We start from the raw sequence: 18,132 nt of genomic DNA, 5'->3' as shown, positions 1-18,132 counted from the left end.
ATTTTTAAATCACTAGTTACTCATCCACATTGGACGTACTTCAATTTTCACAATACCTTCATTAGTAATTCTAGTTATTTCAACTTTAGAATTAGTTTCCGCATTTTCAAAATATCCCTTAAAAACATGAATAAGTGTATCATTCGAAGGTTTTACAACCGCTAGTATTTTCATCTTTTCCAAGGACCCCATTTCATCTCTTACGTTTTCATAATATTGTCGTCCTTCAGGACTTTTAATATATTCCTTGTAAGAATCAGAGATATCAAAATCGTTTATTTCCGTGTCTGAAATCTTAGTATTTATAATTTCCTTTGCAATACGCTTTTCACCTATTGTATTCACTCCAACTAACGACCCTACGGTCGTACATCCATATAATAGTATACTTAGACTAACCAAAACTGCAATTTTCTTAACCATAACTTGTTTGTTTTAATGTTCTTTCTATAACTATAGACGCTTAAAAACTTATAATGGTTGCCTCAATCATTTTTTTTACGCTTTCGCGAAAGCGTTATTCTTTTACTCCTCTACTACTCTATCTAGTTCTACCTTGAGATTCTCAATAATGAACTTCTGTCTATCTGGGGTGTTTTTACCCATATAGAAAGAGAGAAGATCTTCTATCATAAGTGCTTTGTCAAGCATTACTGGTGCTAGCCTAATATCTTCTCCTATAAAAAACTGAAACTCATCTGGCGATATCTCACCAAGTCCCTTAAATCGTGTAATCTCTGGCTTTGCGCCTAGCTTTGCCATCGCATCTGCCTTTTCTTGATCACTGTAGCAGTATATCGTTTCTTTCTTATTACGTACTCTAAAAAGTGGCGTCTCTAGTATATACAGATGTCCTTCTTTAATTACTTCAGGAAAAAACTGAAGAAAAAATGTAATTAGCAACAGGCGTATGTGCATACCGTCTACATCGGCATCAGTAGCGATTACAATATTGTTATAGCGCAAATCTTCAATAGACTCTTCTATATTAAGTGCTGCTTGTAATAGGTTGAACTCCTCGTTTTCGTATACAATCTTTTTAGAAAGACCGTAACTATTAAGAGGCTTACCCTTAAGACTAAATACCGCTTGTGTGTTTACATCTCGTGACTTTGTTATAGATCCAGATGCAGAGTCTCCCTCTGTGATAAACAGTGTAGTCTCTAGGTTTCGGGCTTTCTTACTATCTGTAAGGTGTATACGGCAATCTCTTAATTTCTTGTTGTGTAAACTCGCTTTTTTTGCTCTCTCCTTTGCAAGTTTTCTTATTCCAGAGAGGTCTTTACGCTCACGCTCTGCTTGTAAAATCTTGCGTTGCAAAGCATCTGCCACTGGCGGATTTTTGTGTAAGAAATTATCAAGGGCGGTTTTTAAAAAATCATTTATGTAGGTTCTTACCGTAGGTAAGTCTCCTCCCATATCTGTAGAACCTAGTTTGGTCTTTGTCTGCGATTCAAAAACCGGTTCCATTACTTTGATGCTTATAGCGGAAACAATGGACTTTCTAATATCTGAAGCTTCATAGTTTTTACCATAAAACTCTCGTATAGTACGCACGATACTCTCTCTAAATGCAGCTTGGTGTGTACCTCCTTGAGTGGTATGCTGCCCGTTTACAAAAGAGTGATACTCTTCTGAGTACTGCGTTTTACTGTGTGTTATAGCAACCTCAATATCCTCACCCTTAAGATGAATAATATCATATAGTCTATCACCCTCTGCTATAGACTCAGATAGTAAATCTTTTAATCCATTTTCAGAAAAGAACTTCTCACCATTAAAAACAATGGTCAGACCCGGATTAAGGTATACATAGTTCTTTATAAGGCGCTCTACATACTCAGAGCGAAACTTAAAGTTCTTAAATATCTCACTATCTGGCACAAAAGAAACCTTAGTCCCGCGCCTACGCGAGGTCTCATCTAGTAAATCTTGATTTGTGAGCTCTCCACGCTCAAACTCTGCACTTGCAGACTTCCCATCTCTTGTAGACTCTACTCTAAAATAGTTAGAAAGTGCATTTACCGCCTTTGTACCTACACCGTTAAGTCCTACAGATTTCTTAAATGCACGCGAGTCATACTTACCACCCGTGTTCATTTTTGAAACCACATCGACCACTTTTCCTAGCGGAATCCCACGGCCGTAATCGCGTACAATTACTTTTTCGCCTTGTATAGAAATCTCAATGGTCTTACCCGCACCCATTACAAATTCATCGATACAGTTATCCAGCACCTCTTTTACAAGGATATAGATACCATCATCTGCACTTGAGCCGTCGCCTAGTTTACCTATATACATCCCGGGACGCATACGGATATGCTCCTTCCAGTCGAGGGAGCGTATATTATCTTCGTTGTATTGTGTTTCTTGAGCCATAAAATGTCGTGGAGTCGCTAATATAAGGACTTGCGATGGGTTAGAGAACCTCAAAATAGAGAAATAATTAACAATTTTAAAATTGGCTTTGTTGATTACCTAATTCTTTAAGCTTTCGCGAAAATTTGATTGAATTATTTCCTCTTATTTTCTTTAAATATCATTCAATTTGTACCTTTCTCTCCTTACAAATTTAAATTTAATGGCAGTACTAAATGGATTAAATCGCAGATTATTATTAATTGCCTTTGTTGGCGGCGCTATAACTATATTACTCATTTATAGAGACCAAAAAACAGCATCACCTCATATCAAAACTGCCGAAGATTTATTGAAAACAGTAATGAAAGTCAGTGGCGAAAAAGAACGTTACAACAACATAAAAAGCATAAGTTTTAAAAAATCTTTTCATCTATACCAAGAAGACGGAACGGTAGAAATAGATCGTGCCGAGTTACATGATTATGACTTTAGCGATGATACTCGTCGCAGCATAAGTTGGTTTTCGGGTGAGAGAAAGTATGAAATCATACAGAGAGGAACAGACTTATACCAGACTATAAATGATATCCCAGACACTACTATTACCAAAATTGCACTACAAAATAAATTGAATGCAGCAACCTTCGTTTTAGGATTGCCTTATACCTTAGACAGTGATAGTTCGACAAAAGTATACAATGGCTTACAAGATTTTGAAGGCGCAAAAGCACATGAACTGGTCGTTACATTTACAGGCAGCAAGGATGTCTGGAGCCTTTATTACGAGCCAACAACGTTTACATGGCTCGGTTACTGGGTGCAAACTTCAGATCATTATAGCCTCGTCATTAATAATGAAATGACTGAGGTTGATGGATTCCAGTTTTCGCGAAAGCGTACTAGTTACCGCACAGATTCTTTAAAAGTGAGACAATATCTAAGAGCAGATTACGACTACTCTAATTATGAAATAAAGTAACCTAAGACTGTACTTTTGCATCGATAACCTCGATAGCAGACTGTACCGTTTCCATTTTTTCTATCTCATCGTCCTCTATGGTAATATCAAAGTGATCTTCTACGTCAAGCACGATATCTACAAGGTTTGCAGAGTTTACATTAAGCTCTTGAGTTAAGTGACTTGTGGGTTTTATATCATCTACAGACACGTCTTCTGGTAAGTAAATTTTGATGATATTCTTTAGTGCTTCGTAGTGCTCGTTATTCATAATTTTATGTTTAAGCTGTGATAATTACCACAGTGTGTTGTTTTAAATCTTTAGTTATTCAAATTTCTTAAAAATCATACAGCAATTAACATCACCAAAACCAAAACTAGCTTTTGCCGCTACTTTTACAGGCATATCAATAGTTTTTGCAAGTACTTTATCTTGGGCTACTCGTTCTAGTATCTCTGGATGTATATGAGCCGAGTTGATATTACCAAAAATACGACCTTCTTCAAGTTCTAAAACAGTTGCTACGGTCTCAATACTCCCAGCCGCCGCGAGACAATGTCCAGTCATGCTTTTAAGCGAATTGATATAAGGAAAATCCTCTCCTTTCAATTCAAGAGCTTCACTCCAGTTTGCAATTTCTGTTGGGCACATCCCAGTAGAAGTGAGATGCCCATTTATGGTATCAATTTCCGTCGCAGATACTCCTGCATTTTTTACGGCGGTTTTAATACAATGCTGTACAGCCTCACTATTAGGAGCAGTCATCGTACCACCATTACGCTGTCCCCCACTATTTACTGCGCCACCTAAAACTTCGGCATATATCTTTGCCCCTCGTTGTTGTGCACTTTCGAGAGTTTCTAGCACTAATGCTCCGGCTCCAGCGCCTGGCACAAAACCATTTGCATCTTCTTGCATAGGCCTACTTCCAGCTTCTGGATCTTCATTATATTTTTTTGTGAGTACGCGCATCGCATCAAAACCTCCCCAAATGTAAGGGCCGCTATCATTACAACTGCCCACAAGCATTCGCACTGCATCACCGTTGCGCACACGTTCATACCCCATAAGTACGCTTTCTAATCCTGTAGTGCAGGCACTAGAATTTGTAGTGACTTGGTTTCCACAACCTAGATACCCTCCTAGATATGCACTAATGCCGCTTGCCATCGTTTGAACAACAGAAGTACTACCTAAGCGGCGTACTTTGCCTTCATCAGTTAGGTAAATAGCACTTCTAAATTTTTCGGCGCCTAGTAAAGAAACTCCAAAGACGATTCCGCTATCATAATCGACAGTATCTTTATCTGTAGGCGCGAGTCCAGCATCCGTCCATGCATCTACTCCAGCTATCATTCCGTACTCAATGCCAGAGCTCTGTAAATCTCTAAGTTGCAAGGCTGTAAAGTAGTTTTCGAGCATTCCTTCCGGAATTTCTGGCTGTCCAGCAATCTGACACCCAAAATTGAGGTCTGCTAGTTTCTGGTGAAATTTAATTCCACTTTTACCTGAGAAAATGGCATCAGAAAATGCTTTGAGCCCTATTCCATTAGGTGCACAAACGCCCATTCCAGTTATAACTACTCTATGCTTCATTATTTAGTGCTAAAAATTCCTGCAAGTGTTCCTTTTACACAGACCTCATCTTGTGCATTAAGAAGCTTCACATTACATTTTAATTTATTAAATCTAAAATAGGCTTCTTCTGACACAACGGTCACTTTCTCGCCAGGCATCACAGGTTTTAAAAACTCGACATCTGCGCTAGTAAAGGCAACTTTTAAAGCAGCTAGATCTTGATCTGCCAACTTAGAAATACCCAGACTTACTAAACCTATTTGCGCCATGCATTCTGTAAGTATCACGCCAGGTGTAACAGGATTACCCTTAAAGTGTCCTTCATAAAAATAAGATGCTCTAGAAAATGTGTAAGAACCAACAATATATGAGTCGCCCAGCTCTTCTATTTGATCTACAAATAGAAAAGGCGCCGTATAAGGCAATAACGCTATGATCTCTTCACTACTCATCGTATGTGTTCCCCTCCGTCTACGGGAATCACAGCGCCATTAATCCAGGCTGCTTCATCACGTGTTAACAAATACACAGCATTACCAACGTCCTTAGGCAGTGTTAACCGCTTGTAAGGATTACGTTGCTGTGCCATTTCTTTCATATGCTCGCTACCTGGTATGAGGCGTAAGCTCTCTGTATCTGTCACTCCTGCTTGAATACAGTTAGACGTAAGTCCTAGTGGCGCAAACTCTAATGCAATCCCTCTAGAAATGGCTTCAAGAGCTGCTTTGGCTGCAGCAACTGCGCCATATTGTGGCCATGCTTTGCTGCTACCTTCACTTGTAAATGCAATGGCTCTAGCAGATGGGGTAAATAATTCCGCTTTCGCGAAAGCGGATACCCAATCATAATAACTTACCGCCATGGCGTCTAGAGTACCTTTGAAATCCTCATTGCTAAGTGTGGCACTATCTTCTGAATACAATGGCTTTAAATTACCACGCGCGATGCTATGCACCACTACTTTTATTGCTCCTACGCCAACTGTATTTTTAATTTCTGAAATAGTTGCTTGACGCTTATCTGCATTAAGGGCATCTGTATTATATGATAAAATGATCGCTCCAGAAACTTCCATCTCGCGCATAGCGTCTTCAAAAGCTGCTATCACACTACGACGAGATCTGTGAATGATAATAATGTTCATTCCCTCATGCGCTAGTTTCTTTGCGGTGGCTAGCCCAAGACCTGAGCTACCTCCTAAGATTACTGCGTATTTATTTTTATAAGATTGACTCATCACTTACCATTTTAATAATACACGTTGCGCCGAAAATCCTGGACCAAAACTTAGCATAATTCCTAAGTCACCTTCCTCACATTCTCTATCAAGAAAACGTTCTAAAACGTACAACACAGTAGCACTACTCATATTTCCATATAATTTAAGCACCTCTTTAGTATCATCTATATTTTTACCAAGCTTACCAAAAAGATCTTCAACCGTTTCTACAATCTTACGCCCTCCTGGATGAAATATGAGATGATTTACATCTTCTATACTATATCCATTCTTTTCTAAGAAAGGATGAATTATATCTGGAAACTTATCTGCTATCTGTTGTGGCACTCGCTGGTCTAAAATCATCTGTAAACCACTATTTACAAGCTTAAAGCCCATCATTTCCTGCGCATCATAGAAGTGATACATTTCTGTATCCACTATTTGCGGTCCGCTATCTTCTTCTTTACTTGACATGAGAACGCAAGCCGCACCATCTCCAAAGATAGCTGCACTCACCACGTTTACCATCGAGTAATCATCATGTTGAAAAGTAGCCGTAGGACTTTCTATCGCTATAACAGCTGCTCGTTTTCCAGGATTTGCTTTAAGAAATTCATTTGCATATAGCACACCACTTACTCCAGCAGCACAACCCATCTCCGTTACCGGTAATCGTACAATATCTTGGCGTAGTTTGAGCGCATTAATTAAATATGCATCTAGCGAAGGAATCATAATACCCGTACAACTTACCGTAATAATATAGTCAAGGCTAGTACCATCCCATGAAGCTTTAGTAAGCGCTTTAGATAATACCTGCTCTCCTAGCTTTACAACCTCACGAGTATAAATGTCATTCTTCTCTTGAAAACTAGTATCTGTAAATACCTCTTCTGGCGCCATAATGCTATAGCGCTTATCTACTGCTGCATTACCAAAAATCTTCTTAACCTTTCGTTTAAAACGATCTTCTTGCCCATCTAGCCATATGTCTAGAAAAGGCATTATCTCTGCTGTAGTACGTGAATATTGTGGTAACTGTTTTGCTACCGTCGTAATGGTTACGCTCATATAGTTTTTATCACCCACAAATATCTAAACGCCCATTTCCATTGTATGGAATAGTCGTCTAGTGCAAGTTGTTTTGAATAGGTTTCTAATTCTTTTCTTCTAAAAGAGCGGGCAATGCTCACTCTTCCGTCGTATTTAGCAATCTTACTTTTCATAAATATACCGCTAAAAAGCTGAAATAAACGGTACGCTATCTTACTTCGCTGTAAATCGTTTACTATGATACCAATACTTGCCAATTTTTTAAATTTCTCCATAAACACAAGTAGTTGTTCATCAGAAAAATGGTGCATTGTTAAGGTACAGATAATCACATCACATTCAAACGTAGTATCATCTATCGTTAATATATTTTGACGGCTGAAGCTTAAGTTATCAAAGTCCTTAGATTTCTCTCGGGCACTATCAATACTTTTATCATTAATGTCAACCCCAAAAAATGAAATATCAACAGCACTATTTTTAAAATGCTTTGCTATGTGTCTTAATACTTCTCCATCACCACAGCCCACATCTACAACGTTCCATTTCTTTTTCGCAGGATGTGCGCTTATTAAATCTTCTAGCGCTGTTATCGTAATATGATTACCACCTAGGTATTTATTTACCGTAGCGAGATCCTTTAATGCTAGATGTAAGTCTACCTCTGGAAGACTGGGATCATCCATTAACTCAGGAGTAGTACTACGATTTTTAAAATTCATTATGTTATAAGATTTCCATGTGTTGACTGTATCACGCTACTCAATAATCTAGGTGATTTTTGAAGTATTCCTACTCCTAGTCTAGTTATTGTTGCGTTATGCAAGCCACGTTGTATAAGCGCCCCGTTGCGCATTCTAGTCGCAAAGGTTCGCTTCCACTGCTTCGTATATTCTTTTTCTAGCTGCTCCCGCTTTTTTGAAGTACTTATATGGTTACTAAGACACTCACTTGCAATCTTTGCGCTATGAATTGCCATTGCCATACCGTTACCGCATAAAGGATGTATGAGTCCTGCACTATCACCTATCATTAATAAGTGATTCTCCACCGCAGATTTATCTTGAAATGAGATCTGACTAATGGTGAGTGGTTTTTCAAAAATTGGTTCCGCTTGCGCGAAAAATTCTTTTAAATAACGATTCTGCTCTAATACCTCAACTCGATATGTGTCTAAATCTTTATGCTTCTTAAATGAATTTACATCTGCGAGGTAACAAACGTTTATTGCATCTGTTTCCACTTTTGATAATCCACAGTAACCTCCTGAAAAATTGTGTAATGCCACCAAATCTTCTGGGAATTCTCCAGCATAATGTGCTTTTACACCCATCCAAGGGGATTTTGTACTTATAAATTTTCGCGAAAGCGTAATATCTAATCCGCTCCTCTTACCATAGGCTCCAAGAGCATAGGGTGCTCTAAAACTTTTATCTTTTGTGGTAACCTCAAATTGCTCTCTTCCGAAAGTAACATTTGTAGCGGTTGCTTGCTCAAATACCAATCCTAGGCTTATAGCTCGTTCATACAAGGCTAGATCTAGTGCATACCTGCTGATACCAAAACCTCCTAAAGGAAGTTTGATTTCAAGTGCATTGCCAGTGAGTCCAGAAAATTGAAAACGATTTATTTTCTTAGCGCAATTGTTTATGGGATAAATACCCAACGCGTCTAAATATGGCAATACTTCATTTGAAACATACTCACCGCAGACCTTATGCTTAGGGTATGAATTTTTCTCAATAAGCATCACAGAGAAGTCAGCTTGCAGTAAGTGTACAGCGGCTGTGAGTCCAGCAAGACCCCCACCTATTATTATGATATCGCAATCTTGTTCCACTATGTGAATTTACAGATTAGATCGCATAAAAAATCCCCAAAACATAAGTTTTGAGGATTTTGTGATTTCTGTTTAACAGAAGGAATTAGTTCCCTCCGTTTGCTTCTTTCATGGCATCCTGCTTCATCTCTTCGTTAGGAACAATAGCAAGTTGTACACGTCTGTTTTGAGCACGTCCCTCTGCGGTATCATTACTAGCTGCTGGTTGCGCTTCACCGTACCATACCGTTGTAAATCTTCCTGCAGATAATCCTGTACTTACCATATAGTTAGTCACAGCATTTGCTCTGTTTTGAGATAACGTCATGTTATTTACATCAGATCCTACGCTATCTGTATGACCTGCTACAATTACGTTAGTTTGGTTATACTCCTTCATTATATTAGACATTTTATTAAGTAATGTCTGACTAGCTGGATTCACGTTATATTTTGCTGTATCAAAATAAACTCCTGAGTTCTCATCAAAAGTTACTACGATACCATCATCTACACGCTCTACAGTTGCTCCTGGAAGTTCTTGCTCGATTTGTTGCGCTTGCTTATCCATCTTGTTTCCAATAAGGACACCTGCTCCACCACCTACTACACCACCTATAACAGCTCCTAGTTCTCCATTGCCACCTTTACCGGCATTATTCCCTATAATTGCTCCAAGGATAGCTCCTCCAGTTGCACCTATAACAGCACCTTTCTGTTTATTGTTTGCATTTTTGGTAGCCTCACAACTTGTGAAACCTGTAAGCATTGCTGCTCCTAGTGCTATTACTGTAATATTTCTTACTATATTTTTCATAATCTTAATTCTTTAGGTTGATTGTTAACTACAGACTATTCTGCAATTTTGGTAAAATTCATTGTAATGTTGAAAGGTTTCCCCTCTACACTTACTGTTTGTGACATTTGTAATTGGTCTTCAGAAAGGTAAGAAAGCGCTACTCTAAAACCAGCGTTAGTTTCAGACTTCATTTTAGCATCCGTTGGCTTCACAAGAATATTATAATTCATATCATCACCTTCATTATCTGGAATACTCCATACGAAGTAACGCTTCTCTGTATCACAGCCTACTCCAGAAAGTTCGTAATTTCCAAAGTTGTTATTAGGAATAAAACGCCATGTACTTCCTTCCATACATTCTTGTGATGCGTCATTAAAAAGGTTGATATTAAAAGTTCCTTGACGATCATAACTTACTTCGTTAAGCGTCCAAGTTCCTTTAAGTGTTTTTTTAGATTGCTTTACCACTTGAGATGGTCCACAGCTTGCTATAGTAGCAACTAAAAGAACGAGTATTACTGATTTTATATATTTCATAATAGTTAGGGTTAAATTAAAAAAAGCAACCTTTCATAAGTGAAAGGCTGCGTTTTAAGTATGTTTAGATAGTCTTATCTTTTAAATAATCTACTTACTAAAGAAAGTAAGAAGAGTACAATAAAGATGAAAAATAATATTTTTGCAATGCTTTCCGCACCTGAAGCGATTCCGCCAAATCCGAAGACTGCTGCGATGATTGCAATGATGATAAAAATAACTGTCCAGCGTAACATAATATATTGTTTTTATTGATTAGTATGATGTAAAAGTATCTGGATACACCGTTTTATTTTTATGCTTTAGCAGCTTTTAACTAGTATCTGTTAACAATACGCCAATAATAATAGCAAACATTGGTTTTTGCTTAAAATATTAACATCCTACATCATCGTATAAAAACAAAGCCCCTAACTACATGACGTAGTTAGGGGCTTTTAATTTTTTTATCCTTGTCTTAATAATCTAGTAACTCTTGAAGTGTGGTAGCTAATCGCTCTACAGGTAAATACTGTTTCTCAAGTTCAGAATCAAAAGGAATGGGAGTATCTATACTTGCAACTCGTCTTACTGGAGCGTCCAAACTTTCAAAACACGTTTCCATAATCATTGCCGAAATATCAGACATTACAGATCCAAAGGCGCTGTCTTCTGTAAGTAGTAACACTCTTCCCGTTTTACGTACAGAAGTAATAATAGCTTCCTTATCTAACGGCAGTAAAGTGCGCAAGTCTAGTAGATCTGCAGAGACATTTATGCTATCAAGCAACTCAATTGCCCAGTGTACGCCCGCACCATAAGTGATAATAGTTACTTGCTCTCCTTCTTTAATTAAAGATGCCTTGCCTAATGGTAATGTATAATAGTTAGTTGGCACCTCTTGACGGATGCTTCGATATAATTTTTTATGTTCAAAAAACAGGACTGGATTAGGATCTTCTATCGCAGTCGCTAGCAATCCTTTTGCATCTGCAGGAAACGCTGGGTACACAACTTTTAATCCTGGTGTATGAGTAAACCATGCTTCGTTAGTTTGCGAGTGAAAAGGTCCCGCACCTACTCCTGCTCCACAAGGCATACGTATCACTACATCTGCTGGTTGTGACCAGCGATAGTGTGATTTTGCAAGGTAGTTTACAATAGGATTAAAGCCAGAAGTTGCAAAATCTGAGAATTGCATTTCCATCAGCGCCTTTTTACCATTGATAGCAAGACCCATAGCAGTCTCTACAATGGCGCTCTCACATATAGGTGTGTTACGCACACGATCGCGACCAAACTGCTCCACAAAACCATCTGTGATTTTAAAAACACCTCCATACTCGGCTACATCTTGTCCCATGATGACAAGATCATCATACTTCTCCATAGACTGTCTCAGTCCTTGGGAAATTGCATCAACCAAGCGAAGCTCTTCTGTGTCTTTGCTTGGTACGCTTTCGCGAAAGCTAAACGGTGAATACACATCTGCTATTTCTGTTTCTAGATTAGGAGTAATATTCTTCTCTGCATATGCTTTATCTAGGTGTTCTGTGATTTCTTCTTTAATAGAAAGCTCGTAAGAATCTTTTGTCTCTTGAGAAAGAATTTCTTCTTGCATCAAGTACTTTTCAAAATTAAGTAAAGGGTCTTTTTCTCCCCATGCTTCCATAAGGTCTTCAGGCACATACTTGGTACCACTTGCTTCCTCGTGACCGCGCATTCTAAAGGTTTTAAACTCTATTAAAACTGGTCGCGGATTGTTACGTATATCTTCTGTAATTTCTGAAATCTTAGTGTAAACCTCTAGAATGTTATTCCCATCAATGATGTGAGATTCCATCCCATAACCTTTTGCTCTATCTGCAAGATGCTCACAATTGTATTGCTCCGTTGTAGGTGTAGATAATCCATAACCGTTATTCTCTATGCAGAATAGTACAGGTAATTGCCATACAGATGCAACATTGAGAGCCTCATGAAAATCTCCCTCACTTGTACCTCCTTCCCCAGTGAAAACAGCGGTTACTGCTTTCTCATTGCGCAATTTATGTGCAAGGGCAATACCATCTGCTACACCAAGTTGTGGGCCTAGGTGAGAAATCATACCCACAATATTAAATTCTTGCGTGCCAAAGTGAAAACTACGATCGCGCCCCTTAGTAAAGCCGCTCATCTTTCCTTGCCATTGTGTAAATAATCTATATAAAGGAATCTCACGAGTAGTAAAAACTCCGAGGTTACGGTGCATTGGTAATATGTACTCTTCTGGCTTCATCGCAGCAGTGACTCCTACGGAGATTGCTTCTTGACCTATACCAGAAAACCATTTTGACACCTTTCCCTGTCTTAGTAAAATAAGCATGCGCTCCTCTATCAAACGAGGTTTAAGCATTGCTCTATATAGTTTAAGTAAGGTATCGTTTTCTAAAGATGCTCTATTGTAAGTAAAGGGTATGTTAGATTTTGTTGTAGTCGCCATTAGGTTGTTGTCTATTACCTCAAATGTAGCAAATTAAGTCATCGAAAGCGCTAGTGATTATGATTTCTCTACTTTTGTGTTATGGTTATAATAATAGGAGCTGGATTATCAGGGTTACTTACTGCATATCGATTACAAAAACAAGGAATACCATATACCGTTCTGGAGGCAAGATCTCGCATAGGCGGTAGAATCCACACTCTTTACAATGAAGAGCAAGCTCCCGTAGAAATGGGCGCAACGTGGTTTGGCGATTATCACACAGAGGTTGTAAGTCTCCTAGAAGAGTTAAACATCTCGAGGTTTAAACAGCACATGGATGCTACTGTTTTTTACGAACCCGTAGGGAGTAATGGAGCTCAGCAAATAGAAATCCCACCACAAGCTGCTAGCTATAGAATAGCAGGCGGAACCTCTGCATTGATTGACGCAATTTACAACAAGCTTGATAGTACAAATATCTTACTCAACCAATCTGTAAAATCTGTGCAGTATGTAAACAATAAGGCTCTAGTTTTAAGTAAAGATACCTTTGAAGCAGATGCAGTAATTCTCGCTTTACCTCCTAAGTTATGGGTCTCACAAATTGCTTTTACACCACCATTACCATCTCAATTGTCGCAGCTCGCACTGCAAACACATACTTGGATGGAAGACTCTATAAAGGTTGCAATCACATACCCTACTCCATTCTGGGAAGCAGCGCAAAAGCCTAGTACACTTTTTAGCAACATAGGACCAGTTACAGAATTTTACAATCATGAAAATGTTGAAAAATCAAAATTTGCTCTCAGTGGCTTTATAAATACCTCTTATAAAAAACTGAGTGACGAAGAACGTAAAAAACTAGTTATAAATCAGCTGGTGAGTGTTTTTGGCACAAGTGCTCAAGAGTATACAGCATACCATGAATGTGTATGGAGCAAGGAGTCACACACTCATGTAGTATCTGAAAGTCCATTATTTCCGCATCAAAATAATGGAAATCCTTTGTTTCGAGAGTCTCTATGGGACGACAATTTATTTATTTCAAGTTCAGAAAGTGCAAAAAACTTTCCGGGTTATATGGATGGTGCAATTTCATCGGCAAATGAAACTGCTGATAAAATTATAGAACGATTAAGCTCTTAATGAGCTCCTCAAACATGACAAAAAATTATAACCAGAAATTAAAAGCAAAAAAAATGCGACTCACCGAAGGGAGTCGCATTTTTATAATCCGCTGTACTTTTTTTTAATCTACTGCTACTTTATTTAAGGCATCTGCTATGAGCGTATCGCCTTGTATAATTTCAAAAGTTTCTCTGTTTGCTACATCGTCATTAAGAGAGCGCACCAGCGTTTGAGCTACATCATTACGACTTATTTCTCCGTGCTTTCCAAGCTTTTCTTGTAGCTCAATTTTATTTGTAAGCTCATCATTTGTTAAGCTTCCTGGACGCACTATCGCATAATTGAGTCCGCTTTCTTTAAGGTACACATCTGCATTATGTTTTGCCTTTAGGTAATCCTGCAAGTCTTCTGCCTCTTCTGGATTATCTGCTCCCATGGAGCTTAGCATTACAAACTTCTTGATGTTATTCTGTTTTGAAGCATCAATCATTTTCTTTGCGCCTTCTTGGTCTACTGCAACTACTTTTTTTCCACCAGATCCTGCTGCAAAGAGTACTTTATCATATGGTTGACTAAAAACTGGACTTACATCCTCTTCTAGGTCTCCCATAACTGTTTCAACACCTTGCGATTCAAAAAAGGATTTTTGCTCCTCTTTACGCACCATTGCAATCGGTGTGAAGTATTGAAATTCATTTAAAAGGTTAACTATTTTTTTTCCTGTGGTACCGTGGGCACCTGCTACTAATATCTTTTCCATAACCTAAAGATAGAAAGATAATAGGCTCTAACTTCATAAGAGCATTTGGTTTAACTTGGATTTAATATGAAACTATCTTTTTGACTATCAATTACTAATAAATTTAACATAGTATAGCTTTAAAGTTGACTTAATACGCTTTCGCGAAAGCGCACAAAAAGTTACTAACAATTTTGCATCCCAAATTGTCAATAACGCCGTTAACCCCCTAAATTTAACTATCTTCGTAAGACAACAGTAAATTAATAATGATGAATAATATACCAAGTGTAGACTTAGCAGACTTTTTAAGCGAGGATAACTCTCGTAAACAGAAGTTTGTACAAGAGATAGGAAAAGCATACGAAGAGATAGGATTTGTATCATTAAAGAATCACTTTCTAGATGATCAACTTGTAGATGGATTATATAAAAATGTAAAGGACTTTTTTGCACTTCCAGAGGATACTAAGAAAAAATATGAAATAGAAGGAGGCGGTGGCCAGCGTGGGTATATTTCTTTTGGTAAAGAACATGCAAAAGGTAAGAAAGAGGGAGATTTAAAAGAATTCTGGCATTTTGGTCAAGAAGCAGACGAAGACGCAAACCTTTCCGAAGCGTATCCAGAAAACATTGAAGTAAAAGAATTACCTGAATTTAATGAAAAAGGTATGGAAGCATACCGCATGCTAGAAAAGACAGGTATTTACGTATTAAGAGCACTTGCATTATACATTGGCCTTGATGAGTTCTATTTTGACCACTGGGCAAATAATGGTAATAGCATCTTGCGCCCTATTCATTACCCACCTATTAGTCAAGAGCCTAAGGGAGCGGTACGTGCAGGAGCACACGGAGACATCAACTTGATTACTTTATTAATGGGAGCATCTGCTGGAGGGCTTCAAGTGTTACGCAAAGACGGAGAGTGGATAGACGCGATTCCTAATGAAGATGAGCTAGTAATAAATGTAGGTGACATGCTAGAGCGCCATACTAATAACAAACTACGCTCTACAATACACCGAGTGGTAAATCCGCCAAAAGAAGAATGGGGAACCGCTCGTTACAGTATTCCTTTCTTTATGCACCCAAGATCAGACATGAAACTGAATTGTCTTGATGAGTGTGTGAGTGAAGAACACCCTAAGGCCTTTGAGGATATTACTGCTGGAGACTTTTTACACCAGCGCCTAGTAGAAATAGGACTGATTAAAGAATAATTATGGACTTAGGCGATCAATTAAAGAATCTTTTTCCGGATCATACTCCGGAAAAAGATCCTATCGAAAATCTTGATATTGAAGATACGCTTTGGATACAAGACGATCCTCTCATCTGTAAATATGAGAAACGTAAAGGTAAGCCCATTACAATCATTGAAGGTTATACTGGAGCTACATCAGATTTTAAAATTCTTGCTAAAGAGATTAAAGTCTTGCTCGGTGTAGGTGGAAGTTTTAAAAATGAAAGTATTATCATTCAAGGCGATTATAGAGATCGCATTATGAGCTTTTTAAAAGAGAAAGGCTTTAAAACAAAGCGTGTAGGCGGTTAATAAATCTATTTTTAACTGTTTTTATTTTTTAATTATCCCTCCGTATTATGAAAAAAACGTTGCACGTTACTAATGGTGACAGTCTTAATGACCGCCTATTAACCATGAAAATAGAGGGAGATTATGCAGTATGGAGAGAGATGCTTTGTGAGGGGAAAACTATAGTAGATCTTACAAGTAGGGCTTTTAGAAAAGCACGTGTTGATTTTTTTAAAAATAACTACCCTGACCAAGCAGGAGGTTATGACGAAATATTTGGTAGTCAGCTAGCCATTATTGCAGATGCTCATCAATATGAAGAGATTGTATTGTGGTTTGAATATGATCTTTTTTGTCATATAAATATGCTTGCGTGCATAAGTTTTATAAAATCTCAAGGGTACAAAGCAAATGTTTACCTAGTATGTAGCGGCAGGGTTTCTGGAGAAAAGGAACTATTTGCCCTATCTCAACTATCTCAAAAGCAGTTACTGATTCATTATAAAGATAAAGTACTTCTTACTAATCATGATCTTTTTATTGCAGATGATTTATGGAGACTTTATTGTGGTAAAGACCCACTTAAGTTAGATCCAAAAAGAGCCAAAGATTCTAATTTTACTTACTTATCTAATTGCATAAGTGCTCATAAAGAACGTTTTCCTAGCGCAATTACAGGTCTCAATACGCTAGAGACAAATATGCTTAGACTCATAAGGACATACAACATCAAGACAGAACATCAATTATGTGGCTATATGCTCAATTATCAAGGGTACTATGGCTTCGGTGATATACAAATCAAGAAAATGATAACTCGTATGTCTCCATTTTTTGAAAACATAGACAATCGCCTCATTTTAACAGAGAAGGCAAATAACATTCTAGACAATTCAATTAATGTATTTAAAGAAATGAAGTACTCCTGCACATTAGGAGGTGCATCAAAATATGAATATGTTTACAACGACGATAACCATCAACTCACAAAAACTTAATACATGGCAATAGCACCATCAGAACTTATACTTAATCCAGACGGTAGTATTTACCACCTTAATTTACGACCAGAACACCTAGCAACTACCATAATAACAGTAGGAGATCCTGACCGTGTAGATACGGTGACAAAATACTTTGATAGTGTGCGTTTTACCACACAAAAACGCGAATTCAAAACAAGCACCGGAACTTATAAAGGAAAAGAAATCACAGTTATTTCTACTGGAATAGGCACAGATAACATTGACATTGTACTCAACGAACTTGACGCGCTGGTTAACATTAACCTAGAAACAAGAGAGATCAACGAAACGCATACTAGCTTAAATATTGTACGCATAGGCACAAGTGGTTCTATTCAAGCAGATATACCTGTAAACTCCTTCTTAATGAGCCGTTATGCGATAGGTCTGGATGCCCTACTCCACTTTTATGATAGTAAACACGTACAGCATCCAGCAATACAAAAAGCTTTTATAGAGCACATGTCATGGGCTCCAGAAAAGAGTGAACCTTACGTAGTTTCTTGTGATGAGCAACTTGCAGCAAAATTTGTTTCAGATACAATGGTGGATGGATTTACTGCTACAAACATTGGATTCTATGGTCCACAGGGAAGAGTGTTAAGACTCAAAACAACAGACGCTACCATGAATGAGAAGCTAGGAACTTTTTGCTTTCGCGAAAGCGCAACTAGCAAAGAGCTTAAGGTTACTAATCTAGAGATGGAAACTTCTGGAATATATGGCCTAGCAAAATTACTAGGACACCGTGCTGTATCTCTCAATTGTATTATTGCCAATAGAGCAAATATGACTTTTAGCGAAAAACCTACAGAGCAAACCGAAGCTCTTATCCAATATACACTTGATGCACTCACAAAAGATTAATACGTTTTAGGTTAATATCATTTTATTAAGAGGAGCATTTACTGCTCCTCTTTTAAC

General features: G+C 38.0%; 20 protein-coding genes. 6 read left to right on the top strand and 14 right to left on the bottom strand.

What is annotated here, in order from left to right:
- Positions 1-12: 12 nt before the first annotated feature.
- Both D017_RS11945 and D017_RS11940 read right to left on the bottom strand, forming a co-directional pair.
- Complete coding sequence (locus D017_RS11945; protein ID WP_035336755.1) at positions 13-423, bottom strand: hypothetical protein; 411 nt, start codon at positions 421-423, stop codon at positions 13-15.
- A 102-nt stretch (positions 424-525) separates the two neighbouring features.
- Positions 526-2,382: a DNA topoisomerase IV subunit B gene (locus D017_RS11940; protein WP_035336754.1), complete on the bottom strand. Its 1,857-nt coding sequence runs from the start codon at positions 2,380-2,382 to the stop codon at positions 526-528.
- A 202-nt stretch (positions 2,383-2,584) separates the two neighbouring features.
- Here D017_RS11940 and D017_RS11935 point away from each other — a divergent pair, with 202 nt between their 5' ends.
- Positions 2,585-3,343: a hypothetical protein gene (locus tag D017_RS11935; protein ID WP_035336752.1), complete on the top strand. Its 759-nt coding sequence runs from the start codon at positions 2,585-2,587 to the stop codon at positions 3,341-3,343.
- Between the two features lies 1 nt (position 3,344).
- Here D017_RS11935 and D017_RS11930 read toward each other — a convergent pair whose 3' ends face one another.
- From D017_RS11930 to D017_RS11880, 11 genes are all read right to left on the bottom strand, one after another.
- On the bottom strand, positions 3,345-3,593 hold the full coding sequence (locus tag D017_RS11930) for a phosphopantetheine-binding protein (protein ID WP_035336750.1): 249 nt from the start codon (positions 3,591-3,593) through the stop codon (positions 3,345-3,347).
- 54 nt (positions 3,594-3,647) lie between these two features.
- On the bottom strand, positions 3,648-4,919 hold the full coding sequence (locus tag D017_RS11925) for a beta-ketoacyl-[acyl-carrier-protein] synthase family protein (protein ID WP_035336748.1): 1,272 nt from the start codon (positions 4,917-4,919) through the stop codon (positions 3,648-3,650).
- Positions 4,919-5,353, bottom strand: coding sequence for a hydroxymyristoyl-ACP dehydratase (locus tag D017_RS11920; RefSeq protein WP_035336747.1), 435 nt, complete (start codon positions 5,351-5,353; stop codon positions 4,919-4,921). The genes D017_RS11925 and D017_RS11920 overlap by 1 nt, the downstream gene beginning before the upstream one ends.
- Positions 5,350-6,138 carry an SDR family oxidoreductase gene (locus D017_RS11915; RefSeq protein WP_035336745.1) on the bottom strand — a complete coding sequence of 263 codons (789 nt, stop codon included), beginning with the start codon at positions 6,136-6,138 and terminating at the stop codon, positions 5,350-5,352. Before D017_RS11915 ends, D017_RS11920 begins: the two co-directional genes overlap by 4 nt.
- A gap of 3 nt (positions 6,139-6,141) precedes the next feature.
- Complete coding sequence (locus D017_RS11910) at positions 6,142-7,194, bottom strand: type III polyketide synthase (protein ID WP_035336744.1); 1,053 nt, start codon at positions 7,192-7,194, stop codon at positions 6,142-6,144.
- The gene (locus D017_RS11905; protein ID WP_035336743.1) at positions 7,191-7,898 is read right to left on the bottom strand and encodes a methyltransferase domain-containing protein; all 708 of its coding nucleotides are present in this window, start codon (positions 7,896-7,898) and stop codon (positions 7,191-7,193) included. The genes D017_RS11910 and D017_RS11905 overlap by 4 nt, the downstream gene beginning before the upstream one ends.
- Positions 7,898-9,016 (bottom strand): FAD-dependent oxidoreductase, encoded by a 1,119-nt coding sequence (locus D017_RS11900; RefSeq protein ID WP_035336741.1) that lies wholly within the window; start codon positions 9,014-9,016, stop codon positions 7,898-7,900. Before D017_RS11900 ends, D017_RS11905 begins: the two co-directional genes overlap by 1 nt.
- A gap of 85 nt (positions 9,017-9,101) precedes the next feature.
- On the bottom strand, positions 9,102-9,812 hold the full coding sequence (locus tag D017_RS11895; RefSeq protein ID WP_035336740.1) for an OmpA family protein: 711 nt from the start codon (positions 9,810-9,812) through the stop codon (positions 9,102-9,104).
- A gap of 35 nt (positions 9,813-9,847) precedes the next feature.
- Positions 9,848-10,333, bottom strand: coding sequence for a lipocalin family protein (locus tag D017_RS11890; protein ID WP_035336738.1), 486 nt, complete (start codon positions 10,331-10,333; stop codon positions 9,848-9,850).
- Positions 10,334-10,407: 74 nt separating this feature from the next.
- Positions 10,408-10,569 carry a DUF1328 domain-containing protein gene (locus tag D017_RS15210; RefSeq protein ID WP_013752004.1) on the bottom strand — a complete coding sequence of 54 codons (162 nt, stop codon included), beginning with the start codon at positions 10,567-10,569 and terminating at the stop codon, positions 10,408-10,410.
- Positions 10,570-10,790: 221 nt separating this feature from the next.
- Positions 10,791-12,794: an alpha-ketoacid dehydrogenase subunit alpha/beta gene (locus tag D017_RS11880; RefSeq protein ID WP_035336736.1), complete on the bottom strand. Its 2,004-nt coding sequence runs from the start codon at positions 12,792-12,794 to the stop codon at positions 10,791-10,793.
- Between the two features lie 81 nt (positions 12,795-12,875).
- On the opposite strand from D017_RS11880, the gene D017_RS11875 reads away from it, so the two are divergent.
- The gene (locus tag D017_RS11875) at positions 12,876-13,925 is read left to right on the top strand and encodes an NAD(P)/FAD-dependent oxidoreductase (protein WP_035336734.1); all 1,050 of its coding nucleotides are present in this window, start codon (positions 12,876-12,878) and stop codon (positions 13,923-13,925) included.
- Positions 13,926-14,028: 103 nt separating this feature from the next.
- Here D017_RS11875 and D017_RS11870 read toward each other — a convergent pair whose 3' ends face one another.
- Positions 14,029-14,667: an SDR family oxidoreductase gene (locus D017_RS11870; RefSeq protein WP_035336733.1), complete on the bottom strand. Its 639-nt coding sequence runs from the start codon at positions 14,665-14,667 to the stop codon at positions 14,029-14,031.
- Positions 14,668-14,918: 251 nt separating this feature from the next.
- Between D017_RS11870 and D017_RS11865 the strand changes: the two genes are divergently transcribed.
- Genes D017_RS11865 through D017_RS11850 form a run of 4 tightly spaced genes read left to right on the top strand, consistent with a single transcriptional unit; the run spans position 14,919 to position 18,075 of the window.
- Positions 14,919-15,869 carry a 2-oxoglutarate and iron-dependent oxygenase domain-containing protein gene (locus D017_RS11865; protein ID WP_035336731.1) on the top strand — a complete coding sequence of 317 codons (951 nt, stop codon included), beginning with the start codon at positions 14,919-14,921 and terminating at the stop codon, positions 15,867-15,869.
- Positions 15,870-15,871: 2 nt separating this feature from the next.
- Positions 15,872-16,204, top strand: coding sequence for a translation initiation factor (locus D017_RS11860; RefSeq protein ID WP_035336728.1), 333 nt, complete (start codon positions 15,872-15,874; stop codon positions 16,202-16,204).
- A 47-nt stretch (positions 16,205-16,251) separates the two neighbouring features.
- Positions 16,252-17,181: a hypothetical protein gene (locus D017_RS11855; RefSeq protein ID WP_035336725.1), complete on the top strand. Its 930-nt coding sequence runs from the start codon at positions 16,252-16,254 to the stop codon at positions 17,179-17,181.
- Positions 17,182-17,184: 3 nt separating this feature from the next.
- On the top strand, positions 17,185-18,075 hold the full coding sequence (locus D017_RS11850) for a nucleoside phosphorylase (protein WP_035336724.1): 891 nt from the start codon (positions 17,185-17,187) through the stop codon (positions 18,073-18,075).
- The last annotated feature ends 57 nt before the right edge of the window (positions 18,076-18,132 follow it).

Origin of the sequence: Dokdonia sp. PRO95 (assembly GCF_000355805.1) — a bacterium.
Taxonomy (GTDB): domain Bacteria; phylum Bacteroidota; class Bacteroidia; order Flavobacteriales; family Flavobacteriaceae; genus Dokdonia.
The sequence above is the reverse complement of the archived record's forward strand: the minus strand, read 5'-3'. Positions and strand labels throughout refer to the sequence as shown.

Coding starts and splice junctions, on each gene's coding strand:
- D017_RS11945 (WP_035336755.1), bottom strand. CDS start 423: ATGGTTAAGAAAATTGCAGTTTTGGTTAGTCTAAGTATACTATTATAT.
- D017_RS11940 (WP_035336754.1), bottom strand. CDS start 2,382: ATGGCTCAAGAAACACAATACAACGAAGATAATATACGCTCCCTCGAC.
- D017_RS11935 (WP_035336752.1), top strand. CDS start 2,585: ATGGCAGTACTAAATGGATTAAATCGCAGATTATTATTAATTGCCTTT.
- D017_RS11930 (WP_035336750.1), bottom strand. CDS start 3,593: ATGAATAACGAGCACTACGAAGCACTAAAGAATATCATCAAAATTTAC.
- D017_RS11925 (WP_035336748.1), bottom strand. CDS start 4,919: ATGAAGCATAGAGTAGTTATAACTGGAATGGGCGTTTGTGCACCTAAT.
- D017_RS11920 (WP_035336747.1), bottom strand. CDS start 5,353: ATGAGTAGTGAAGAGATCATAGCGTTATTGCCTTATACGGCGCCTTTT.
- D017_RS11915 (WP_035336745.1), bottom strand. CDS start 6,138: ATGAGTCAATCTTATAAAAATAAATACGCAGTAATCTTAGGAGGTAGC.
- D017_RS11910 (WP_035336744.1), bottom strand. CDS start 7,194: ATGAGCGTAACCATTACGACGGTAGCAAAACAGTTACCACAATATTCA.
- D017_RS11905 (WP_035336743.1), bottom strand. CDS start 7,898: ATGAATTTTAAAAATCGTAGTACTACTCCTGAGTTAATGGATGATCCC.
- D017_RS11895 (WP_035336740.1), bottom strand. CDS start 9,812: ATGAAAAATATAGTAAGAAATATTACAGTAATAGCACTAGGAGCAGCA.
- D017_RS11890 (WP_035336738.1), bottom strand. CDS start 10,333: ATGAAATATATAAAATCAGTAATACTCGTTCTTTTAGTTGCTACTATA.
- D017_RS15210 (WP_013752004.1), bottom strand. CDS start 10,569: ATGTTACGCTGGACAGTTATTTTTATCATCATTGCAATCATCGCAGCA.
- D017_RS11880 (WP_035336736.1), bottom strand. CDS start 12,794: ATGGCGACTACAACAAAATCTAACATACCCTTTACTTACAATAGAGCA.
- D017_RS11875 (WP_035336734.1), top strand. CDS start 12,876: ATGGTTATAATAATAGGAGCTGGATTATCAGGGTTACTTACTGCATAT.
- D017_RS11870 (WP_035336733.1), bottom strand. CDS start 14,667: ATGGAAAAGATATTAGTAGCAGGTGCCCACGGTACCACAGGAAAAAAA.
- D017_RS11865 (WP_035336731.1), top strand. CDS start 14,919: ATGAATAATATACCAAGTGTAGACTTAGCAGACTTTTTAAGCGAGGAT.
- D017_RS11860 (WP_035336728.1), top strand. CDS start 15,872: ATGGACTTAGGCGATCAATTAAAGAATCTTTTTCCGGATCATACTCCG.
- D017_RS11855 (WP_035336725.1), top strand. CDS start 16,252: ATGAAAAAAACGTTGCACGTTACTAATGGTGACAGTCTTAATGACCGC.
- D017_RS11850 (WP_035336724.1), top strand. CDS start 17,185: ATGGCAATAGCACCATCAGAACTTATACTTAATCCAGACGGTAGTATT.